Raw genomic sequence first — 20,775 nt, forward strand, 5'->3', positions numbered from 1 at the left:
AGAGAGATGGATATCCCGAAGATTTTTACAATCAGCGAAAGCGCACATCGCATTCATAATCCGTTCACCGCGCAGAAATATGCAACGTTAGGTCAGGTTTTACGGATGACTCCAGGAACCCGCATCCTGGATCTCGGCAGCGGCTCTGGCGAGATGTTGTGCACCTGGGCACGCGATCATGGAATTTCCGGCGTTGGTATCGATATGAGCCAGTTATTCAGCGAGCAAGCCACCCTGCGGGCAAGTGAATTGGGCGTCACTGAGCACGTGCGTTTTATTCATGCCGATGCAACAGGTTATATCGCCGAAGAAAAATTCGATATTGCCGCCTGCATTGGTGCAACCTGGATTGCCGGCGGCGTTGCCGGAACGGTCAAACAGCTGGAACAAAGTCTCAAATCAGGCGGGATGCTGCTCATCGGCGAACCATACTGGCGCCAGATACCCGCAACGGAGGAGATCGCTAAGTCTTGCGGCGCGACTTCAGTGACTGATTTTCTCTCTCTGCCAGAACGCGTTTCGTCTTTCGACCAGCTCGGTTATGACGTGGTTGAAATGGTACTGGCGGACCAGGAGGGTTGGGACAGATACGAGGCGGCAAAATGGTTGACGATGCGCCGGTGGCTTGAGGCAAATCCGGACGATGAGTTTGCCGTCGAAGTCAGAGAGCAACTGAGAAGTTCACCAGCACGCCACGTTACCTTCACCCGGGAATATATCGGGTGGGGCGTGTTCGCACTCATGCGGAGGTAATATCTCCTGTCGGTATAGCCAGGCTGGTTATACCGACTTTTTCATCTCATCGTCGCTTACTTCATTAATACTTCAACAAATTTAGCTAACCATTGCGGATGCGCGGGCCATGCTGGTGCCGTCACCAGATTGCCATCAACGTGGGCCTGATCAATGCCAATATCGGCATAATGTCCACCGCTCAGACGGACCTCAGGCGCACAGGCCGGATAAGCGCTACAGGTCCGGTTTTCTAACACTCCCGCCGCCGCTAATAGTTGGGGCCCATGACAAACCGCAGCGATAGGTTTATCGGCAGTGTTGAAATCTTGCACCAGCTTAATGACATCTGGATTCAGTCGAAGATATTCCGGAGCACGCCCGCCGGGGATCAACAGAGCGTCGTAATCGGCGGCCCGCGCCTCGGCAAAATTCGCATTCAACGTAAAACGATGCCCCGGCTTTTCACTGTATGTCTGCGCCCCATCAAAATCGTGAATGGCGGTTTGAACGTAGTCACCCTGACTTTTCTCCGGACAGACGGCATCCACACGATGCCCAAGCATTTGCAAAGCCTGAAAAGGCACCATTGTTTCATAATCTTCGACATAATCTCCGACCAGCATCAGTATCTTCTTCATTCACATCCCCCACTCACGGTTATTAATGATGAGAAATAACGGCCATCTTTACTATAGTCCACACGGTTCATGGCATTAATAAATACAACAGAACAATCGGCCAGATCACAATCCGCGGCAAGGCCCGTCAGACGGGGCTTCAGAGCCAACGGTGTGACACATGTTCATGCTGATAAATATAAATTATATATAAATATATAGTTGAGAAATTTTAATAGTAGTCAATTTCACTCATAATATAAAACGAAGAGATTGCAACGAATATCTCCTATGATATATTCCGCATGAAACTTATCCGCAATCAATTCATTTGTTATTCAATATTTAAAATACGCAGAACATTAATTATCTATTATTATTTTATTCATCCAATATCAGATAAATATACGCAAAGGTTAATCCTATGATGACAAGACGTTCGTTCGTCTGGCAAGGTCTGGTGACTTCAACGAGTATGCTACTCGCCGGTATGACAGGCATCAGTTTTAGCCAATTTGCCCGCGCAACAGAGGACCGCCGCTGGCAAATGCCGGATGAAGGCGCACCGCATGCGGCAACCTGGATGGCGTTTGGTGCCAGTGCGGAGATCTGGGAGCCTCATCTGCTACCAGTGGTGCAGGAAAACCTGGCGCTAGTTGCTAAAACCATCGCCGCATTTGAACCCGTAAATATGTTGGTACGCGAAGAAGACGGCGAACTCGCCGCGCGTCTGTGCGGACCGTCGGTCAATCTTCTGGTTCACCCGATAGACGATCTGTGGATCCGCGACACCGGGCCGGTGTTTGTGAAAAGCGCCAGCGGTGCGCTCGGCGGTGTGGGATTTAATTTTAACGGCTGGGGCAATAAGCAAGAGCACGAACGTGATGCCGATGTGGCTGAATTCGTTACTGATTACGTTCATACCGAGTTCATCCGCTCGGCGCTGACTCTGGAAGGTGGCGGTATTGAGGTAGACGGCGAAGGCTCGGCGATTATTACCGAGAGCTGCGTGCTTAACTCCAACCGTAATCCCGGCGTCAGCAAAGCCGAATGCGAAGAAGAACTTAAGCGACTGCTAGGTCTGGAGAAAATCATCTGGTTGCCGGGTATTGCCGGCAAGGATATTACCGACGGCCATACAGATTTTTATGCCAGGTTCACGCATCCGGGTACGGTGGTGACAGGTCTTGAGCAGGATCCGTCGTCCTTTGATTACGCGATCACCCGACGTCATCTGGACATATTACGAGCCGCCACGGATGCCAAAGGCCGACGGTTGAAGGTCGTCACGCTGGAAGGACCTTCTACCATCCGCCAGACTTATGCGAGTGATGATTTTGCCGCAGGGTATATCAATTTTTATCTGTGTAATGATGCCGTCATTGCACCACAATTTGGCGATAAGCGCACCGATCGTAATACCCATGCTATTTTGCAGGAGCTGTTTATCGATCGTGAAATTATACAACTGAATATTGATGGCATTGCGGCTGGCGGCGGCGGCATTCACTGCGCGACACAGCAGCAACCTCGTTAATGATTAACAATTGAGTGTATTGTGGGAAGGTGGGGAAACTCACTTTCCCGCCAATATCATAATAATTCCTTTAGAAGGATGCCTGCATAGGTTAATTTTTAATAAACAAAGTGCTCAATTAACATTTATGAAATAAACACCATTAAAAAATAACATTTTAATAGCTTTTATCGATCTTTCGTGGTATTTATGATCTGCCAAACCTATCGATAAAATCTATCAAAAGATTTATATTGATCGTTTTTATCGATCGTCTATTCTGTCTTAAATAATGGCTACTGACGGAATTTTTATTATCAGCACAGCCATAAAGATTGTTCTTCCCTGCGTTGTGAAACACACGGAAATTATCGAGGGTTACCTTTAAAAAATTTACATAACATATTTTAGAATGGTTTTCAATTAGCGAAAACATCCAAAAATACACATTTCAAACCTCCAGTCTAACCTGTTTTAAGTAGATGACTTAAATCGAGAACGGTGATAACTCACTGAGAATTGCGAATGATGATATTGCTAAGAAAAACTGAAAATATAAATTTTATTAATACATTTAGAGACTATTTTTGTGTAGGCATCGCGTTTTTTGCATTACAGCTGATCGCTGGTCATCTCAGTAAGCAAGAGGATGTTGCGGGTATAACCCTGCATTTTTACGATCTCACTTTACCTCTTATTTCTGCACTGCTGGTTTTATACCGGCAAAAGGCGCTGCCAATTTTGGGTGCCTTTTTCTTGTATGCCCTTTACTCTTACTCTTTATCTTCGGTATTCACGCTAACGGCTCAGCTACTGGCTGCTCTCATTAGCCAGACACTCTACTTTTTCTCGACAGGTAAACGAGGCGCGGTTAGCTTTGGTCGTAGCCAGCTTACAACCCTGCGTATTGTCTGGCTCGTGTGTTGCAACGCCTTACTATTCATCTCGATTGATCACTGGCTCCAGTCGAACACTGCCTCTGTACCGATCACAAACCTTTTTACACTACAAACACTAATTAACTTACAGTGGTTGATGAACTCTTGCCTGACTGGCATCCCTTTTTGTTATCTGTTGCTTAGAAGCGTTCAAAACCCTGCATGGTGCATTTTATACATCAGACAAGTGAAGACGCTGATAAAATCCGGCCCTCCTATTCTGTATCAAGTATTATGGCTGGTGCTGTTACTCTGCATTATGTCCGCTTTGATCGTCATCAGAGAAGATATTCTTATATTTACAGACTATTCATTACTGTGGTTACTTCCAGTAATGCTGTGGGGAGTGATCTGCATTGGCCATGCTTTTATATCCCCTGTATGGGTAACAATGCTCATCCTGTTGGGATATTATATAAACAGTTATATTTCACCGGATAACTATAATAATTATTTACATAGTCTCGTGATTTCCTCCACGATAGTGTTTGTCTTTTCTCTTACGATTGTTGTTACCGGTGTACTTGTGGTCCGTAACCGAAAATATCTCCGCCGCCTCAAACAACTTTTTAGATCAGAGCCTAATACCGGACTGCCTAACTTTCAGGCCCTGCAAATGGACATCCGTAAACACGCAACAGAGTGCTTGTGTTACATCCGTTGTACAGAGTTGAATACGCTGGAGCAAACTCATGGAATAGAATTCCGTTTTGAATTTGTAAAAGCGCTAAGCGCATATGTACGTAAATTGATTAAGGATACAGGTAACATTTATTACGCACCAGGTCATGGAATAATTCTTCGCCTTAATACTGTCCCTGACATTCCTGCTCTTTACAAAGACCTAAACTCTTTTCGTTTTATCTGGAAGGATTACCAATTGGGACTATCTTGTGGTGTGGCATATACCACCGAGAAAAACCTGATTAAAAATTTATCACAAGCAATTAAACATCTTAATACCCAAAGCTACATCTCGTTAATGCAGGGACAACCGTTGTTACTCAGCCCGCAGGTGCCAGGTGATAAAATTGTCAGTCAGGCTGTCATTCGTCATATGTTGCAAAAAGCAATTGACAGAAAATCGTTTGAGCTTATGGCTCAACCCATCGTATCAACGATGCTGGTTGTTCAGCCTATCGTTTCAACTACGGGACTGACACGTTATCACGAGATACTTATTCGGATAAAAATGGTTGATGGTAAGTTAATCTTTCCAGACACCATCCTACCGGTTGCTCGCGAGGCAGGATTACTTCCTGCACTGGATATCACTGTTATTGAGCAAACATTTCGTTTTATACAGTCACGGCAGAAATCTGACCCGAACAGTCATTTCTCCATTAATCTGACACCTGACTCGCTTAATAAAATTGATTTTCTTGATAATGTTTTCACATTGTTTAGAAAATATTCCATCGCACCTAAACGTATAATTTTTGAAGTCATTGAATCAGATATCATTGACAACGCTAATGTCACTGATGTTCTGAGAGCATTACGTAAAGCCGGTTCTAAAATTGCTATTGATGATTTTGGCACAGGGGCGTCAAGCTATTCACGACTCAGAACATTAGACGCAGATATTCTGAAAATTGATGGCTCCTTCATCCGTAATATACTGACCGATGAATTTAGTCGATGCGCCGTCAGATCCTTCTGCGAAGTAGCAAAACTCAAAAACATGGAAGTAGTAGCTGAGTTTGTTGAAAATGAGGAAATTGAAAAGATGCTAATTACCATGGGTATTGGTTGGTTACAGGGATACCATATAGGGAAACCCGTTCCTATTGAGTTGGCTGAATTATAATAATAATTATATTCCTACATTGTTCCACTTACCGGCTCCCGTGCCGGTTTTTTTATTCCCTAAAGCAAGTGGTACATCATTTAAATCAGGTATGCCGCGACCGTTTGCCGCGACATACCGTATTTCATTTTTAACCCAACTCAACCAAACACATCGATCGATTCCGTTTCCATCACTCCCAAGCGCGCTCAGATTTCGCGGCGTCAAACTGCGGCGGCGGTTTACGAAAGCGTCCGGTCAGGTACGCGAGATACACCAGCCCGACGCCGGCCCATACCAGTCCCAGCGTCAGCGATGTCACTTCCAGATTCACCCACAGTACGGCTACCGTGGCGGCACCGACCATTGGCAATACCAGATAGTGCAACTTTTCCTGCCAGGTATGCTTACGTCCTTCACGACGCCAGAAGTGGTTAAACACGGACAGATTAACGAAGGTAAAGGCCACCAGCGCGCCAAAGTTAATCAGCGCCGTGGCGGTCACCAGATCAAAAAACAGGGCCGACAGCGCCACAATCCCGACCATGATGACGTTCAACGCGGGAGTACGCCATTTTGGATGGACATAACCAAAGTACTTCTCCGGGAAGACGTTATCGCGGCCCATCACATACAGCAGGCGAGAAACGCTGGCATGCGACGCCAGACCTGACGCCAGCGTATTCACAAAGGTGGTGCACAGAAAAATAGACTGGAACAACTTGCCGCCGACGTACAGCGCAATCTCCGGCAGCGCCGCATCCGGGTCTTTGAATCGGCTAATGTCCGGGAAGAACAGTTGCATAAAGAACGAGGCGGCAATGAAGATCAGTCCACCGTACAGCGCGGTAAGAAAAATGGCTTTTGGAATGGTGCGCGCAGCATCTGGCGTCTCTTCAGACAGAGTCGTTACCGCGTCAAAGCCGAGAAACGAGAAGCAGACTATGGTCGCCCCGGTGATAATCGGAATCAAATGCGCATTCTGACTGATAAACGGTTGCAACGACCAGACGGTCCCGACCCCTTCGCCTTTGTGCAGCCCCTGCACCACGAGGAAAATAAACACCACGATGATCGCCACCTGCACCAGGACAAACAGGGCATTGAAGTTCGCCACCAGGTTAACGCTTTTCAAATTGGCCGCGGTAAGGATCGCCACGAACAGCACCACCCAAATCCATGGCGCAACCCCCGGGAATAACGCGGAAAGGTAAATTTTCGCCAATAGTACGTTAATCATCGGCAGGAAAAGGTAGTCAAGCAGTGACGACCAGCCGACCATAAACCCCACATGCGGATTAATCGCTTTTTGCGCATAGGTATAGGCCGAACCGGCCTGCGGAAACTGGCGCACCAGCTTTCCGTAACTGATGGCGGTAAACAGTACGCCCGCCAGGGCCAGCAGGTAGGAGGCTGGAACATGGCCATTGCTGATACCCGAAACAATGCCAAAGGTGTCAAACACTGTCATCGGCGTGAGATAGGCCAGCCCCATCACCACTACCTGCCACAGCTTGAGAGATTTACGCAGCTGTGCTTTGCCCGGCTGGGCTGCAAGATCCACAGAAGAATTAGTCGACATAGCTTTCCTCCCCGCGACGAGCCCAGATCTGCGTTCGAAATGTGGGAACAGCAGACCTGGGTCGTATCGGGGTAGAAAGCCATAAGAAAGGCGTCAATGTTGCACGGCACAGATGCGGTCCGTACTTACTGCGGGAGCCATGGATGCTCACGCGGGGCTGGTTTTTAAACATTGGCATCATCACATTTCCTCGTCACAAACTCTGTCGGTTATCTGAAGACCCGTTGTCGCCCGCGCTCCATTACGCGACATCCGGGAAATGGCAGGTATTCCTGCAATTTTGACGGGCTGGCTCCGCTCAGCCCGCATGATGCGACTTCTTTTTAAATGACCTGTACGACTGTCAGGCGTTTTTCAACATCCACTCAATTTCAGTGTCGGTGATAAGACGTTCAAACTGGATTAATTCATCGTTTTTACAGGCGTGATACACGTGGCTAAAACGCTCACCCAATAATTCACGCAGATTGTCGTTTTGCATAAACTCCCACAGCGCATCGCTCTGGCGGATAGGAAACGGTAGCCCTTCCTGCTCCAGTCCGTTGCCTTCCACTTCTTCCTGCAGCGGCAGATCGTTATCCAGACCGTGAAGGATCCCCGCCAGGATGGTCGACATCACCAGATACGGGTTGGCATCCGCCCCTGCCACGCGATATTCAACCCGATGGTTATCACGATCGCCGCAGGGAATACGCAGCGCCACCGTACGGTTGTTATGCCCCCAGGAAGCCTGAGTCGGCACATACATACCCGGCTGGAAGCGGCGATAAGAGTTCACATTCGGCGCCAGCAGCGCCATTGATGCGGGCATCAGATCAATCATCCCGGCAAGCGCACGCTTAAGTAACATGGAATCATCGCCATTCGCATCGGCCAGCACGTTCTCGCCTTTATTATTCATAATGCTGATGTGGATATGCATCCCGCTACCGGCATGCTCCTCATAAGGCTTTGCCATAAACGTGGCATGCATCTTATGTTTCTCCGCCACCAGCCGTACCAGACGTTTCAACGCCAGCGCGTCATCGCAGGCGTCGAGCACGTTATCGGTATGGTAGAGGTTGATTTCAAACTGCCCAGGGGAGGCTTCAGCCACTGCGCCGTCAGCCGGGATCAGCTGTAAACGGGCCAGTTCATCGATATCGTTTAACACATCAGCAAAATGGTTCAGGTTATCAACCGAGTAAACCTGACTTTGGGTATTGCGATCGTCCGTACCCGGCGCGCACGGCGGCTGCAGATAACCTTCGGGATCGCGCTTACGATCGAGTAAATAGAACTCCAGCTCTACCGCTACGACGGGGAACAGACCGCGCTGGCGAAGTTTCTGCCAGAGTCGGTTCAGTACGTTCCGCGGCTCAACGTCAAAGGGAGCGCCATCTTCATCCAGCATCGTCAGCATCATCTGTGCAATAAATTCAGGATCGGCGGCCGAAGGGGTTAACGTGCCTGCCACCGGTACACAAGTCCGATCCGGTTCGCCAAGCTCCTGGCCTAATCCCGCCTCTTCGACCACATTGCCAAGAATATCCATCGCGAAAACAGATGCCGGGAAATAGCAGCCTTTCTCTAACTTATGCAATCCAGCAACCGGAAGGCGCTTACCGCGAAAACAACCATTAAGGTCGGTTAACAGCACATCCACATACTGCGTATTAGGATAGCGTTCCAGATACTGCTTAACTTCGCGCGCAAACGCGCTACTTCGTCTCTCTTCAGAATGCTGAACAAAATTCTCAACTTCTACGATATTGGTTTCCATGATTCACCGCCGTTGGCCTGGTAAGCTGCTCTGTGATTTGACTGTTAAATATAATGTCCACCATTCGACTCTGGATGCAAACAAATTGTTTGTCAAATGTTAAATTAAGTTTGCTAGAAGGTTATTCCGCTGCTAGATTGAGAAAATAATGAACGGAATTGCACAACAAGGAACCGTTTGGCAATAATTTATTCCAAAACGTGAGGTCGATCATGGGCAATATATTTGACAAGCCAGTTATTGGTGTAGTGATGTGTAGGAACAGGCTTAAGGGTCATGAGACCCAGACTCTGCAAGAAAAGTACCTGAATGCGGTATTAAATGCCGGTGGATTACCGATAGCGCTGCCCCATGCGCTCGCGGAACCAGAATTGCTGAACGCGCTGTTACCGAAACTGGATGGTATCTTCCTGCCAGGAAGCCCAAGCAATGTGCAGCCGCACCTCTATGGTGAAAATGGCGATGAGTCTGACGCCGATCCCGGGCGTGATCTTCTGAGCATGGCGCTAATTACCGCCGGGCTCGAAAGGCGCATTCCCATTTTCGCCATCTGCCGGGGCTTACAGGAATTAGTTGTCGCCACTGGCGGGACTCTGTATCGTCGCCTGTGCGATCACTCACAGTTCCTGGAACATCGTGAAGATGCGGAACTCCCGGTGGAGCAGCAATATGCGCCATCTCATGAAGTCCAGGTTCAACAGGGAGGATTGCTATCTCAGTTAATACCAGGTTGCAGCACGTTTTGGGTTAACTCCTTGCATGGTCAGGGCGCAAAAACCCTTGGCCCGCAGCTGCGCGTGGAAGCACGCTCGCAGGATGGATTAGTGGAAGCGGCCAGCGTCCATGACCATCCTTTCGCGCTCGGCGTGCAGTGGCACCCGGAATGGAACAGTAGCGAATACGCCCTGTCGCGTTTGTTACTTGAAGGTTTTATCACCGCTTGTCAGAACCACCTCGCTGAAAAACAGCGACTCTGACCACTACAGTTAAGGAAATGCAATTATGAGCGATGACGGCCTGGCGCCGGGTAAACGTTTGTCAGAGATCCGCCAGCAATTGGGTCTTTCGCAGCGTCGTGCCGCCGAACTGTCTGGGTTAACGCATAGCGCCATCAGCACCATAGAGCAGGATAAAGTCAGTCCTGCCATCAGTACGCTGCAAAAGCTATTGAAAGTATATGGGCTGTCGCTCTCCGAGTTCTTCGCGGAACCGGAAAAGCCTGACGAACCGCAGGTGGTTATCAATCAGGATGATTTGATTGAGATCGGGAGTCAGGGAGTATCCATGAAGCTGGTACACAACGGAAATCCGAATCGTACGCTGGCAATGATGTTTGAAACCTATCAGCCAGGCACGACAACCGGGGAGAGAATTAAACATCAGGGTGAAGAGATTGGCACAATACTGGAAGGTGAAGTGATACTGACCATCAACGGTCAAACGTATCCTCTTGTTGCAGGGCAAAGCTATGCCATTAACACCGGCATACCACACAGCTTCAGCAACACTTCGGCGGGGATCTGCCGCATCATCAGTGCCCACACTCCCACCACGTTCTAATAAGTAGCGGCCTGAGTTTCTCAGGCCTTCTTAAATAACGCGCATTAACAGGGTACATCCCTGGGGTATCGTGCAGCCTGATTTTGCCTGAAAAAGATCAGCAACGAACTTTATCTTATTGATATAAAAGGAGTAGCTATGAACTTTCAGAATCTTAAATATTGGCGTGAGAAAGCCAGCCATTATTCACCGGAAACCCGTTTATTTATTAACGGCGAATATTGTGCCGCCGCCGATAACGAAACCTTTATTACCCAGGATCCGGCAGGACAACGCCCGCTCGCCAAAGTCGCCCGCGGCAAAAAAGCGGATGTTGACCGCGCGGTCACCGCAGCCCGCACCGTGTTTGAACGCGGGGACTGGTCGCAGGCATCACCCGCAGAGCGCAAAGCGGTGCTGCACAAACTCGCCGATTTAATGGAGCAGCATCACGAGGAGCTGGCGCTACTGGAAACGCTCGACACCGGTAAACCGATTCGCCATAGCCTGCGTGATGATATTCCCGGCGCGGCACGCGCCATCCGTTGGTACGCCGAGGCGATAGATAAAGTCTATGGTGAAGTTGCCACTACCTCGGTGAACGATTTAGCGCTGATTGTCCGCGAACCGGTGGGCGTGATTGCGGCCATCGTGCCGTGGAATTTTCCCCTGCTGCTGGCCTGCTGGAAACTCGGCCCGGCTCTGGCTGCGGGTAACAGCGTGATCCTCAAGCCTTCCGAAAAATCACCGCTGACCGCGATTCGCCTGGCCGCACTGGCTAAAAAAGCAGGTTTGCCCGATGGCGTGCTCAGCGTTGTGAGCGGGTACGGTCACGAGGCGGGCCAGGCACTGTCGCTGCATCCGGATGTTGATGTGATCACCTTTACCGGCTCGACCCGCACCGGCAAGCAACTGCTCAAAGATGCTGGCGACAGCAACATGAAACGCGTCTGGCTGGAGGCCGGCGGTAAAAGTGCCAACATCGTATTTGCCGACTGCCCGGATCTGCCGAAAGCCGCCGCTAATGCAGCGGCAGGTATTTTCTATAACCAGGGCCAGGTTTGTATCGCCGGTACGCGTCTGCTGCTGGAAGAAAATATTGCCGACGAGTTTATCGCGCTTTTAAAAGAGCAGGCGAAAAACTGGCAGCCGGGCAACCCGCTGGATCCGGAAACCACGATGGGCACGCTTATCGACAACACGCATGCCGACACCGTACACAGTTTTATTCGCGACGGTGAAGCGCAAGGCACGCTGGCGCTGGATGGCCGCAGCCACGTACACCCGGCGGCCATCGGCCCGACTATTTTTGTCGACACCGCGCCGCAAGCCCACGTCAGCCGCGATGAGATTTTCGGGCCAGTACTGGTCATCACCCGTTTTAGCAGTGAAGCCGAAGCTCTGGCGCTGGCCAACGACAGCGACTACGGTCTGGGCGCCGCGGTCTGGACCCGCGATTTGTCGCGCGCGCACCGCATGAGTCGCCGCCTGAAGGCCGGTTCGGTCTTCGTGAATAACTACAACGACGGTGATATGACCGTGCCATTCGGCGGCTATAAGCAAAGCGGTAACGGACGCGATAAATCCCTGCATGCGCTGGAAAAATTTAGCGAATTAAAAACCATCTGGATCTCCCTGGAGTCTTAATCATGACTGAACATACCAGCAGTTATTACGCCGCAAGCGCCAATCAGTACGAACCGTTCCCGACCCTTAGCGAATCGGTAAGCTGTGATGTTTGCGTCGTGGGCGGTGGTTATACCGGACTCTCCTCCGCCCTGCATTTATCAGAAATGGGTTACGACGTGGTGCTACTGGAATCCGCACGAATTGGCTTCGGAGCCAGCGGGCGCAACGGTGGCCAGTTGGTGAACTCCTACAGTCGCGATATCGACGTCATTGAACGCACCTACGGCCCGGACGCCGCTAAAATGCTTGGCAGTATGATGTTTGAAGGCGGCAATATCATTCGCGAACGTATCAAACGTTATCAGATCGACTGCGACTATCGTCCTGGCGGGCTGTTTGTGGCCCTGAACCACAAACAGATGGAAACGCTGGAGGAGCAGAAATCGAACTGGGAACGCTACGGCAATACGCAGCTTGAACTGTTGGATAGCAGCGAAATTCGCCGCGAAGTCAGCAGCGATCGTTATGTCGGCGCGCTACTCGACCACAGCGGTGGTCATATTCATCCGCTAAACCTGGCGATTGGCGAGGCTAACGCCATTCGTCTGAACGGCGGGCGCGTGTTCGAACAGTCGCCAGTCACCCGTATTCAGCACACCAGCCCGGCAGTGGTCAGCACCGAAAAAGGTCAGGTTACGGCACGTTTTGTGATTGTCGCGGGCAACGCCTACCTCGGCGACAAACTGGAACCTGCGCTGGCAAAAAGCAGCATGCCGTGTGGCACGCAGGTGTTAACCACCGAACCGCTGTCGGCGGAGATGGCGCGCTCGCTGATCCCGAAAAACTACTGCGTTGAAGATTGTAACTACCTGCTGGATTACTACCGTCTGACCGGCGATAACCGCCTGCTGTACGGCGGCGGTGTAGTCTACGGCGCTCGCGATCCGGACGATATTGAGCGTCTGGTGATGCCGAAACTGCTGAAGACCTTCCCGCAATTGCAGGGGGTAAAAATTGATTACCGCTGGACCGGTAATTTCCTGTTAACGCTGTCGCGCATGCCGCAGTTCGGCCGTCTTGATACCAACATTTACTATATGCAGGGCTACAGCGGCCACGGCGTGACTTGTACCCACCTGGCAGGACGGCTGATTTCGGAACTGCTGCGCGGGGATGCCGAGCGTTTTGACGCTTTCGCCAAACTGCCGCATTACCCGTTCCCGGGAGGCCGCAGCCTGCGCATTCCGTTTACCGCCATGGGCGCGGCCTATTACAGCTTACGTGATCGCCTTGGGGTTTAAGTTCTTCCGCGATAAACCCGACGCACAGGGCGGTCCCCCCTGTGCGTTTTTTTATTGCCGAATAAGCGAAAAACAGATAACAGGCACGAAAATATCGCAATAGGACATAACCACACACTTTGCATTGTTTCTCCCCGCTAATCGGATAGGCTTTTTTAGATTATCGCTGGCGGCGTGCGCCAGAACTCAACGGGGGAAGAAACGCGTGTTATGAATACGAATAACGAGGAGACCTTTTATCAGGCGATGCGCCGCAAGGGCGTGAGCAGACGCAGTTTTCTTAAATATTGTAGCCTCGCGGCAACATCGCTAGGGTTGGGAGCCGGAATGACGCCCAGAATCGCCTGGGCGCTGGAAAACAAACCCCGGATCCCGGTCGTCTGGATCCACGGTCTGGAATGCACCTGCTGTACCGAATCATTTATCCGCTCCTCTCACCCACTCGCCAAAGACGTCATCCTCTCTCTGATTTCCCTTGATTACGACGACACACTGATGGCCGCCGCCGGAACACAGGCCGAAGAGGTCTTTGAAGACATTCTAAGCCGCTACCACGGCCGATACATTCTGGCCGTCGAAGGTAATCCTCCGCTGGGAGAGCAAGGGATGTTCTGCATTAGTGGCGGGCGACCGTTTATTGAAAAGCTTAAAAGAGCCGCCGCCGGTGCCAGCGCGATTATCGCCTGGGGCACCTGCGCCTCCTGGGGCTGCGTGCAGGCTGCCCGGCCTAACCCAACTCAGGCAACACCGATCGATAAAGTGATTACCGATAAGCCTATCGTGAAAGTGCCCGGTTGCCCGCCGATTCCAGACGTCATGAGCGCCATCATTACCTACATGGTGACCTTTGGAAGGCTGCCGGAACTCGATCGTCTGGGGCGTCCGCTGATGTTTTATGGTCAGCGTATTCATGACAAATGCTACCGCCGCGCCCACTTTGACGCCGGGGAGTTCGTTGAAAGTTGGGACGATGACGCTGCCCGCAAAGGCTATTGCCTGTACAAAATGGGCTGCAAGGGGCCAACCACCTATAACGCCTGTTCCACCACCCGCTGGAATGGCGGAGTTTCCTTCCCCATCCAGTCCGGCCACGGTTGTCTGGGATGTTCGGAGAACGGCTTCTGGGATCGCGGTTCGTTCTACAGCCGCGTGGTCGATATTCCACAGATGGGAACGCATTCTACCGCTGACACCGTGGGCCTCACCGCGCTTGGCGTAGTGGCGGCTGGTGTCGGCGTCCACGCAGTCGCCAGCGCCGTCAATCAACATAACCGCCACAAACAGCAGTTAACTAAAGCCGAACAACCGCAGCCGGACAAAGAGGATAACCAGGCATGAGCAACTCGTATCAAACCCAGGGATATACGTTAAACAATGCGGGTCGCCGCCTGGTTGTGGACCCCATAACCCGCATTGAAGGCCATATGCGTTGTGAAGTGAACATTGATGAGCAGAATATCATCACCAACGCGGTTTCCTGCGGCACCATGTTCCGCGGACTGGAGATCATTCTGCAGGGGCGCGACCCTCGCGATGCCTGGGCCTTTGTCGAACGTATTTGCGGAGTATGCACCGGCGTACATGCCCTGGCATCGGTGTATGCCATTGAAGATGCCATTGGCATCAAGGTGCCCGACAACGCCAACATCATTCGCAATATTATGCTGGCGACGCTGTGGTGCCACGACCATCTGGTGCACTTTTACCAGTTAGCCGGAATGGATTGGATTGACGTGCTGAATGCCCTGAAAGCAGATCCGCGCGCCACATCACAGCTGGCGCAAAGCCTTTCTGCCTGGCCGAAGTCCTCCCCTGGTTACTTTTTTGACGTCCAAAATCGCCTGAAGAAATTTGTCGACGGCGGTCAACTGGGGATTTTCCGCAACGGTTATTGGGGTCACCCGCAGTACAAACTGTCGCCTGAGGCTAACCTGATGGGCTTTGCCCATTATCTGGAAGCTCTCGATTTTCAGCGCGAGATCATCAAAATCCATACAGTGTTTGGCGGTAAGAACCCGCATCCTAACTGGATTGTCGGCGGTATGCCGTGCGCGATTAATATCGATCAGCGCGGCGCGGTTGGCGCAGTCGATATGGAACGCCTGAACCTGGTGCAGTCGATCATCACCCGCACCGCTGATTTCATCAACAACGTCATGGTGCCTGACGCGCTGGCTATCGGTCAGTTCAATAAGTCCTGGAGCCAGATTGGCACCGGGCTTTCTGATAAGTGCGTCTTGAGCTACGGCGCGTTCCCGGATATCGCCAATGACTTCAGCGCGAAGAGCCTGTTGATGCCAGGCGGCGCGGTGATTAACGGTGATTTTAAAAACGTGCTGCCAGTGGATCTGGCCGATCAGCAACAAATTCAGGAGTTTGTCGATCATGCCTGGTACCGTTATCCGGACGATCAATTAGGTCGTCACCCGTTCGAAGGGATTACTGAACCCTGGTATAACCCGGGCGATGTCAAAGGCAGCGATATTGATATCAAACAGCTCAACGAACAGGAACGCTATTCGTGGATTAAAGCCCCGCGCTGGCGCGGACACGCCATGGAAGTTGGACCACTGGCGCGCACGCTGATTGCCTATCACAAAGGGGATGCCGCCACGATTGAATCCGTCGATCGCATGATGTCTGCCCTCAAGCTGCCGCTTTCGGGTATGCAGTCGACGCTGGGGCGTATTCTGTGCCGCGCGCACGAAGCCCAGTGGGCCGTGAGCAAACTGCAATATTTCTTCGACAAGCTAATGACCAACCTGAAAAACGGTAATCTGGCGACCGCAAACACCGAAAAATGGGAGCCTGAAAGCTGGCCACAGCAGTGCCGCGGGATCGGTTTTACCGAAGCACCGCGCGGCGCGTTAGGTCACTGGGCATCGATTCGCGACGGGAAAATCGATCTCTATCAGTGTGTGGTGCCGACCACCTGGAATGCCAGCCCGCGCGATCCGAAGGGACAAATTGGTGCTTACGAGGCGGCGCTGATGGGCACCCAAATGGCGATACCGGATCAACCGCTGGAGATCCTACGCACCTTGCACAGCTTCGACCCCTGCCTGGCATGTTCAACCCACGTACTCGGCGACGACGGCAGCGAACTTATCGCCGTCCAGGTTCGCTAAGCGTTAAGGAACGGAACGATGACTGGAAAAACATCCCCACGCGTCGGGGAGGCGCGTGATACCGCTATCAGCCACTATGTGTTTGAAGCGCCTGTGCGCTTGTGGCACTGGCTGACGGTCGGCTGCATGTTGGTGTTGATGGTGACCGGATACTTCATTGGCCGACCGCTGCCGTCGGTCAGCGGTGAGGCCACTTATCTGTTCTATATGGGCGACATCCGGCTGATACATTTCTCCGCCGCCATGGTGTTCACGGTGATCCTGCTGATGCGCATTTACTGGGCCTTCGTCGGTAATCGCTATTCACGAGAACTTTTTATCGTGCCGGTCTGGCGGCGCAGCTGGTGGCGAGGCGCGTTTTCGGTCGTGCGCTGGTATCTGTTTCTGGAAAAAAAACCGGGAGATGATATCGGTCATAACCCCATCGCGCAGGTGGCGATGTGCGGTTATTTCCTGCTCTCCGTTTTTATGATCCTCACCGGTTTTGCCTTATACAGCGAACATAGCCAGTACGCCATTTTTACCCCTTTCCGCTATGTGACGGAGTTTTTCTACTGGACCGGCGGGAACTCTCTCGATATCCACAGCTGGCATCGGTTGGGGATGTGGTTCATCGCCGCCTTCATCGTAGGCCATGTGTATATGGCGATTCGTGAGGACATCATGTCTGACGATACCGTCATCTCCACCATGGTCAATGGCTACCGTAGCCACAAATTTACCCGACGTCAGCACGACAAGGAGGCGTCATGAGCGAACCACACGTCATCGTGATGGGTCTAGGCAACCTGCTGTGGGCAGACGAAGGCTTTGGTATTCGCGTCGCCGAACGCCTGTACGCCCATTATCACTGGCCGGAATACGTTGAGATCGTCGACGGCGGCACGCAGGGGCTGAATCTGCTGGGCTACGTTGAGCAGGCCAGTCATCTGCTGCTGTTGGACGCCATCGACTACGGTCTCGCGCCGGGCACCCTGCAAACCTACGCCGGTGAAAAAGTCCCCAGTTACCTCAGCGCCAAAAAAATGAGTCTGCATCAGAACAGCTTCTCCGAAGTGCTGGCGCTGGCGGACATTCGCGGCCATCTGCCCCCGCACATCGCCCTTGTAGGACTTCAACCGGTACAGCTGGACGACTATGGCGGCAGCCTGACCGACATCGCGCGTGCTCAGCTTCCGGCGGCGGAGCAGGCCGCACTTACGCAACTGGCTGCGTGGGGGATTGTGCCACAGACCAACGATGAAACGCGTTGCCTGAACTATGAATGCCTGTCGATGGAAAACTATGAAGGCGTGCATATTCGCCAGTATCGCGTAACGCTGGAGAGATAAGCAACATGTTGAATGACAACCCTTTTCCTGCTCTATGGCAACGTATGCTGGCACGAGGCTGGCAGCCGCTAACCGCGCCCGAACTGGATGACTGGATAACCCACGTTCGCGACGGTGTGGTGTTACTCAGTAGCGATCCCCGCCGTACACCGGAAGTCAGCGATAATCCGGTGATGATTGCCGAGTTGCTCCGCGAGTTTCCTCAGTTTGACTGGCACATCGCCATGGCGGATCTCGAGCATAGCGAGGCGATTGGCGATCGTTATGGCGTATTCCGCTTCCCGGCCACACTGGTGTTTATCCACGGCGAACTGAGCGGCATTCTCAGCGGCATCCACCCGTGGGCCGATCTGCTCAACCTGATGCGCCCCTTAGTTGAACCACGCACGCCGCCGGAGTCTGAACGATGAGCGACACTTTTTTTCATCTGCTGGGGCCGGGAACGCAGCCGGACGATGACAGCTTCAGCATGAATCCCTTACCCCTCACCTGCCAGGTCAACAGCGACCCCAGCATGGCATCACTGGAAAACTGCCCGCACAGTCCGGCGGTGATGGCATTGTTAGCCGATGTGCGCCAGCAGCTCAGGAGGCGCATTCCCGCCAAACAGGACGTGCTGGGATGGGATCTATCCGCGCTCAACGCAGACGATCTCACGTTTTTGAATACGCTGCTCGGCGAAGGCGAAGTTTCAGTGCGCATCCAGCATGCTGACGGCAGAGCATGCGAGATCCAGGAGTCGATTTTCTGCGGTATCTGGCGGGTGCGTTGTCAGAATGACAACGGGCAGTGGGAGGAGCATCTGGAAGCAGGCAGCGCGCCGCGGGCACTGTGGCTGGCGGCAACGTTCAATACACTGCCGGACGACAGCCTGTTGCCCCCGCCGGTGGACGGGCTAATGAATGGCCTGACACTGGCTCAGGAACTGCTGGCGCACGTGCGCGATCCGGCCTTGCAACCCCATAGCATTAACCTCACACAACTGCCAATTAGCGATGCGGATCGCCTGTTTCTTGCTCGGTTATGTGGCGAAGGACACATCCAGATCCGCACTATCGGCTACGGCGAGAGCCAAATCGACGCCACGGCGCTGCGCCATGTCTGGCATGTGCGCTGTCTGGATACCCTGAAAGGGCTTCTGCTCGAAAGTTATGAGATCTGTCCATTACCGGAACTGGTGCAGGCTGCGCCGGAAGATCTTCGCGACTCGCTCCAGCGTCTGGATGAAGTCTGCGGCTGGCTGACATCTGGTCCACCGGTCTGACCCTCTCTCCCGGCCCGCATGCTTTTATGCTGCGGGTCTGGCGTTTTCTACCTTATCTATTCACTCTCTAATGCCTGATGGAGTTCGCATGTGGGACGTCATTGACTTATCGCGTTGGCAGTTTGCGCTGACCGCGCTGTACCATTTTCTGTTTGTTCCCCTGACGCTGGGGCTAATTTTTATGCTGGCCATCATGGAAACCATTTATGTGGTGACCGGCAAAACAGTCTACCGCGACATGACGCGTTTCTGGGGCAAGTTATTCGGGATTAACTTTGCGCTCGGCGTGGCAACCGGCCTGACCATGGAGTTTCAGTTCGGTACTAACTGGTCGCTCTATTCTAACTATGTGGGAGATATTTTTGGCGCGCCTCTGGCAATGGAAGCCCTGCTGGCCTTCTTCCTCGAATCCACGTTCGTTGGTCTGTTCTTCTTCGGCTGGCAACGCTTAACCAAATACCAACACCTGATGGTCACCTGGCTGGTCGCGTTTGGTTCCAATATCTCGGCCCTGTGGATCCTCAACGCCAACGGCTGGATGCAATATCCAACCGGCGCTCACTTTAATATTGATACCCTACGTATGGAGATGAGCAGCTTTAGCGAGCTGGTCTTTAACCCCATCAGCCAGGTGAAATTTGTGCATACCGTGATGTCCGGTTATGTCACCGGCGCCATGTTTGTTATGTCCATCAGCGCCTGGTATTTGCTGCGCGGTCGCAATCGCGAGTTCGCCCGGCGTTCCTTCGCGGTGGGTTCCGTTTTTGGCACGCTGGCTATCCTCGGCACTCTACAACTGGGTGACAGCTCAGCCTATGAGGTTGCCCAACGCCAGCCGGTAAAACTGGCGGCAATGGAAGGCGAATGGCAAACCGAACCGGCACCCGCGCCCTTTCATGTCATCGCCTGGCCGCAGCAGGAGCAAGAACGTAACGCCTTTGCTGTGAAGATACCGGCTCTGCTGGGCATCCTGGCCACGCACTCTTTAGACACGCCGGTTCCGGGGCTGAAAAATCTGATGGAGGATGCTCTCCCCCGCCTGCAACGAGGTCGGGAAGCGTGGCTGCTGATGCAGGAAATCGCCAAAGGTAACCGCACGCCTCAGGTACTGAACGCTTTTCACGCTGTGGAGAAAGATCTGGGTTACGGCATCCTGCTGGCGAACTACGCGCCTGATATGAACCATGTCACTCCGGAGCAATATCAGGCCGCACAACGCGGTGCGATCCCGCAAGTAGCACCGGTATTCTGGAGTTTTCGCATCATGATTGCATGCGGTTCACTTCTGCTGCTGGTGATGGCGATTGCCCTGATACAGACCTTACGCTGGCGTATCGACCAGCATCGCTGGGTACTGCACATGACGCTGTGGAGCCTGCCGCTACCGTGGATTGCCATTGAAGCCGGCTGGTTTATGACGGAGTTTGGCCGCCAGCCGTGGGCGATTCAGGATATTTTGCCGACCTGGTACGCCCACTCCGCGTTAAGCGCAGGCCAACTGGCCTTCTCCATGGGGCTAATTCTCACGCTTTACACCTTGTTTTTAATTGCCGAAGTCTACCTGATGCAGAAATACGCGCGCCTTGGCCCGGATGCAATGCATAACCAACAACCAGCGCAACAACAGGGATAAAGGAGATAATC

Annotated in this window: 17 protein-coding genes; 14 read left to right on the forward strand and 3 right to left on the reverse strand. The window is 52.3% G+C overall.

All coding sequences use genetic code 11. The features are described 5' to 3' along the window. The first annotated feature begins 6 nt into the window (after positions 1 to 6). Complete coding sequence (locus OGV74_RS20615) at positions 7 to 753, forward strand: SAM-dependent methyltransferase (RefSeq protein ID WP_086503738.1); 747 nt, start codon at positions 7 to 9, stop codon at positions 751 to 753. 56 nt (positions 754 to 809) lie between these two features. On the opposite strand, the gene OGV74_RS20620 is transcribed toward OGV74_RS20615, so the two are convergent. Next, positions 810 to 1,373: a DJ-1/PfpI family protein gene (locus OGV74_RS20620; RefSeq protein WP_008320993.1), complete on the reverse strand. Its 564-nt coding sequence runs from the start codon at positions 1,371 to 1,373 to the stop codon at positions 810 to 812. A gap of 403 nt (positions 1,374 to 1,776) precedes the next feature. Between OGV74_RS20620 and OGV74_RS20625 the strand changes: the two genes are divergently transcribed. Both OGV74_RS20625 and OGV74_RS20630 read left to right on the forward strand, forming a co-directional pair. Then, the gene (locus OGV74_RS20625) at positions 1,777 to 2,889 is read left to right on the forward strand and encodes an agmatine deiminase family protein (RefSeq protein WP_086503737.1); all 1,113 of its coding nucleotides are present in this window, start codon (positions 1,777 to 1,779) and stop codon (positions 2,887 to 2,889) included. 504 nt (positions 2,890 to 3,393) lie between these two features. Then, on the forward strand, positions 3,394 to 5,616 hold the full coding sequence (locus OGV74_RS20630; RefSeq protein WP_048219570.1) for an EAL domain-containing protein: 2,223 nt from the start codon (positions 3,394 to 3,396) through the stop codon (positions 5,614 to 5,616). Positions 5,617 to 5,788: 172 nt separating this feature from the next. On the opposite strand, the gene OGV74_RS20635 is transcribed toward OGV74_RS20630, so the two are convergent. Together OGV74_RS20635 and OGV74_RS20640 are read right to left on the reverse strand one after the other, a co-directional pair. Beyond that, positions 5,789 to 7,177, reverse strand: coding sequence for an APC family permease (locus OGV74_RS20635; RefSeq protein WP_003838705.1), 1,389 nt, complete (start codon positions 7,175 to 7,177; stop codon positions 5,789 to 5,791). A gap of 343 nt (positions 7,178 to 7,520) precedes the next feature. Next, positions 7,521 to 8,939 (reverse strand): glutamine synthetase family protein, encoded by a 1,419-nt coding sequence (locus tag OGV74_RS20640; protein WP_086503736.1) that lies wholly within the window; start codon positions 8,937 to 8,939, stop codon positions 7,521 to 7,523. A gap of 212 nt (positions 8,940 to 9,151) precedes the next feature. On the opposite strand from OGV74_RS20640, the gene puuD reads away from it, so the two are divergent. The 11 genes from puuD (at position 9,152) to appC (ending at position 20,764) form a co-directional block, all read left to right on the forward strand. Then, the gene (gene puuD, locus OGV74_RS20645) at positions 9,152 to 9,916 is read left to right on the forward strand and encodes a gamma-glutamyl-gamma-aminobutyrate hydrolase (RefSeq protein ID WP_003838709.1); all 765 of its coding nucleotides are present in this window, start codon (positions 9,152 to 9,154) and stop codon (positions 9,914 to 9,916) included. 25 nt (positions 9,917 to 9,941) lie between these two features. Then, positions 9,942 to 10,499 (forward strand): HTH-type transcriptional regulator PuuR, encoded by a 558-nt coding sequence (gene puuR, locus OGV74_RS20650; protein WP_003830877.1) that lies wholly within the window; start codon positions 9,942 to 9,944, stop codon positions 10,497 to 10,499. A 138-nt stretch (positions 10,500 to 10,637) separates the two neighbouring features. After that, the gene (gene puuC, locus OGV74_RS20655) at positions 10,638 to 12,125 is read left to right on the forward strand and encodes an aldehyde dehydrogenase PuuC (protein ID WP_086503735.1); all 1,488 of its coding nucleotides are present in this window, start codon (positions 10,638 to 10,640) and stop codon (positions 12,123 to 12,125) included. A gap of 2 nt (positions 12,126 to 12,127) precedes the next feature. Then, on the forward strand, positions 12,128 to 13,408 hold the full coding sequence (locus OGV74_RS20660) for an NAD(P)/FAD-dependent oxidoreductase (RefSeq protein WP_046669776.1): 1,281 nt from the start codon (positions 12,128 to 12,130) through the stop codon (positions 13,406 to 13,408). Positions 13,409 to 13,618: 210 nt separating this feature from the next. After that, positions 13,619 to 14,746, forward strand: coding sequence for a hydrogenase 1 small subunit (hyaA, locus tag OGV74_RS20665; RefSeq protein WP_071524462.1), 1,128 nt, complete (start codon positions 13,619 to 13,621; stop codon positions 14,744 to 14,746). Further along, positions 14,743 to 16,536 carry a Ni/Fe-hydrogenase large subunit gene (gene hyaB / locus OGV74_RS20670; RefSeq protein ID WP_008321012.1) on the forward strand — a complete coding sequence of 598 codons (1,794 nt, stop codon included), beginning with the start codon at positions 14,743 to 14,745 and terminating at the stop codon, positions 16,534 to 16,536. Before hyaA ends, hyaB begins: the two co-directional genes overlap by 4 nt. 18 nt (positions 16,537 to 16,554) lie before the next feature. Then, positions 16,555 to 17,289 (forward strand): Ni/Fe-hydrogenase b-type cytochrome subunit, encoded by a 735-nt coding sequence (gene hyaC / locus OGV74_RS20675; RefSeq protein WP_008321013.1) that lies wholly within the window; start codon positions 16,555 to 16,557, stop codon positions 17,287 to 17,289. Then, positions 17,286 to 17,867: a hydrogenase 1 maturation protease gene (gene hyaD, locus OGV74_RS20680; protein ID WP_003838722.1), complete on the forward strand. Its 582-nt coding sequence runs from the start codon at positions 17,286 to 17,288 to the stop codon at positions 17,865 to 17,867. Before hyaC ends, hyaD begins: the two co-directional genes overlap by 4 nt. Positions 17,868 to 17,872: 5 nt before the next feature. Beyond that, positions 17,873 to 18,277, forward strand: a complete 405-nt coding sequence (gene hyaE / locus OGV74_RS20685; protein ID WP_008321015.1) for a hydrogenase-1 operon protein HyaE — start codon at positions 17,873 to 17,875, stop codon at positions 18,275 to 18,277. Then, the gene (locus OGV74_RS20690) at positions 18,274 to 19,131 is read left to right on the forward strand and encodes a hydrogenase expression/formation protein (protein WP_048219580.1); all 858 of its coding nucleotides are present in this window, start codon (positions 18,274 to 18,276) and stop codon (positions 19,129 to 19,131) included. The genes hyaE and OGV74_RS20690 overlap by 4 nt, the downstream gene beginning before the upstream one ends. Before the next feature lie 88 nt (positions 19,132 to 19,219). Then, positions 19,220 to 20,764: a cytochrome bd-II oxidase subunit 1 gene (gene appC, locus OGV74_RS20695; RefSeq protein WP_008321019.1), complete on the forward strand. Its 1,545-nt coding sequence runs from the start codon at positions 19,220 to 19,222 to the stop codon at positions 20,762 to 20,764. The last annotated feature ends 11 nt before the right edge of the window (positions 20,765 to 20,775 follow it).

The sequence above is a fragment of the Citrobacter sp. Cf116 genome (assembly GCF_030336505.1).
Classification (GTDB): Bacteria; Pseudomonadota; Gammaproteobacteria; order Enterobacterales; family Enterobacteriaceae; genus Citrobacter; species Citrobacter freundii.

Bases quoted from the DNA above. Each gene is read 5' to 3' on its own strand.
- OGV74_RS20630 (WP_048219570.1), top strand. From the start codon at position 3,394: ATGATGATATTGCTAAGAAAAACTGAAAATATAAATTTTATTAATACA.
- hyaE (WP_008321015.1), top strand. From the start codon at position 17,873: ATGTTGAATGACAACCCTTTTCCTGCTCTATGGCAACGTATGCTGGCA.
- OGV74_RS20640 (WP_086503736.1), bottom strand. From the start codon at position 8,939: ATGGAAACCAATATCGTAGAAGTTGAGAATTTTGTTCAGCATTCTGAA.
- puuD (WP_003838709.1), top strand. From the start codon at position 9,152: ATGGGCAATATATTTGACAAGCCAGTTATTGGTGTAGTGATGTGTAGG.
- OGV74_RS20660 (WP_046669776.1), top strand. From the start codon at position 12,128: ATGACTGAACATACCAGCAGTTATTACGCCGCAAGCGCCAATCAGTAC.
- hyaB (WP_008321012.1), top strand. From the start codon at position 14,743: ATGAGCAACTCGTATCAAACCCAGGGATATACGTTAAACAATGCGGGT.
- OGV74_RS20625 (WP_086503737.1), top strand. From the start codon at position 1,777: ATGATGACAAGACGTTCGTTCGTCTGGCAAGGTCTGGTGACTTCAACG.
- OGV74_RS20690 (WP_048219580.1), top strand. From the start codon at position 18,274: ATGAGCGACACTTTTTTTCATCTGCTGGGGCCGGGAACGCAGCCGGAC.
- hyaA (WP_071524462.1), top strand. From the start codon at position 13,619: ATGAATACGAATAACGAGGAGACCTTTTATCAGGCGATGCGCCGCAAG.
- appC (WP_008321019.1), top strand. From the start codon at position 19,220: ATGTGGGACGTCATTGACTTATCGCGTTGGCAGTTTGCGCTGACCGCG.
- OGV74_RS20635 (WP_003838705.1), bottom strand. From the start codon at position 7,177: ATGTCGACTAATTCTTCTGTGGATCTTGCAGCCCAGCCGGGCAAAGCA.
- hyaD (WP_003838722.1), top strand. From the start codon at position 17,286: ATGAGCGAACCACACGTCATCGTGATGGGTCTAGGCAACCTGCTGTGG.
- OGV74_RS20615 (WP_086503738.1), top strand. From the start codon at position 7: ATGGATATCCCGAAGATTTTTACAATCAGCGAAAGCGCACATCGCATT.
- puuR (WP_003830877.1), top strand. From the start codon at position 9,942: ATGAGCGATGACGGCCTGGCGCCGGGTAAACGTTTGTCAGAGATCCGC.
- hyaC (WP_008321013.1), top strand. From the start codon at position 16,555: ATGACTGGAAAAACATCCCCACGCGTCGGGGAGGCGCGTGATACCGCT.
- puuC (WP_086503735.1), top strand. From the start codon at position 10,638: ATGAACTTTCAGAATCTTAAATATTGGCGTGAGAAAGCCAGCCATTAT.
- OGV74_RS20620 (WP_008320993.1), bottom strand. From the start codon at position 1,373: ATGAAGAAGATACTGATGCTGGTCGGAGATTATGTCGAAGATTATGAA.